Origin of the sequence: Actinomycetospora aeridis (assembly GCF_037400275.1) — a bacterium.
GTDB classification, from domain to species: domain Bacteria; phylum Actinomycetota; class Actinomycetes; order Mycobacteriales; family Pseudonocardiaceae; genus Actinomycetospora; species Actinomycetospora aeridis.
The window spans coordinates 1-1,135 of the sequence record NZ_JBBEGL010000027.1; the positions used below are offsets into that span (position 1 = coordinate 1).

General features: G+C 67.6%; 1 protein-coding gene. It reads left to right on the top strand.

Features of this window, described 5'->3' with window-relative positions; translation table 11 throughout:
- The first annotated feature begins 46 nt into the window (after positions 1-46).
- On the top strand, positions 47-1,135 hold the full coding sequence (locus WCD41_RS31015) for an IS630 family transposase (RefSeq protein WP_337719122.1): 1,089 nt from the start codon (positions 47-49) through the stop codon (positions 1,133-1,135).

Consider the following 1,135-nt stretch of genomic DNA (forward strand, 5'->3'; position numbering starts at 1 on the left):
CTAGTGTCCTGAGTCGAAAGTTCCGCGCCGGTTGTTAGTGTGGGGTATGGCTCGTGGACCACAGCCGTTGCCGATCGATCTGTCCGATGATGAGCGCGAGCAGTTGCTGTCGTGGTCGCGGCGGCGGACCAGTGCGGCCGGGTTGGCGATGCGCAGCCGGATCGTGCTGGCCGCGGCCGAGGGCGGCTCCAACACCGAGATCGCTGCGCGCTTCGAGCTCGATCGCGGCACGGTGCGGCGGTGGCGGGATCGGTTCGTCGAGGCCCGTCTCGACGGGTTGGTCGACGAACCGCGGCCGGGCCGGCCGCGGTCGGTCTCCGACGCCGAGGTCGAACAACTGATCACGAAGACCCTGGAGTCCGCGCCGAAGGACGCGACGCACTGGTCGACCCGGTCGATGGCCGCGCACCTGGGGATGTCGCAGTCGACGGTCTCGCGGGTCTGGCGGGCGTTCGGGCTGGCCCCGCACAAGACCGAGACCTGGAAGCTGTCGAAAGACCCGCAGTTCACCGACAAGGTCCGCGACATCGTCGGGCTCTACCTCGACCCACCCGAGCGGGCGCTGGTGCTGTGTGTGGACGAGAAGACCCAGGTCCAGGCGCTCGACCGCACCGCCCCGACCTTCCCGATGCTGCCCGGCACCCCCGAGCGGGCCAGCCACGACTACGTCCGTCACGGCACCTCGAGCCTCTACGCCGCGCTCGACCTGGCCACCGGCAAGGTCATCGGCTCACTGCACTCGCGCCACCGTGCGGTCGAGTTCGGCAAGTTCCTGCGCAAGATCGACGCCGAGGTGCCCGACGACCTCGAGGTCCACCTGGTCCTGGACAACGCCTCGACCCACAAGACCCCGGCGATCAAGCGCTGGTTGGCCGCGCACCCCCGGTTCGTCCTGCACTTCACCCCGACCAGCAGCTCGTGGCTCAACCTCGTCGAACGCTGGTTCGCCGAGCTGACCACCAAGAAGCTGCAGCGCTCAGCGCACCGCTCGGTGTCTGCGCTCAACGCCGACATCCGGTCCTGGATCAAGACTTGGAACGACAACCCCAAGCCCTACGTCTGGACCAAGACCGCCGACGACATCCTGAGCAGCATCGCCAACTACTGCCGACGAATTTCTGACTCAGGACACTAG

Coding starts and splice junctions, on each gene's coding strand:
- WCD41_RS31015 (WP_337719122.1), top strand. CDS start 47: ATGGCTCGTGGACCACAGCCGTTGCCGATCGATCTGTCCGATGATGAG.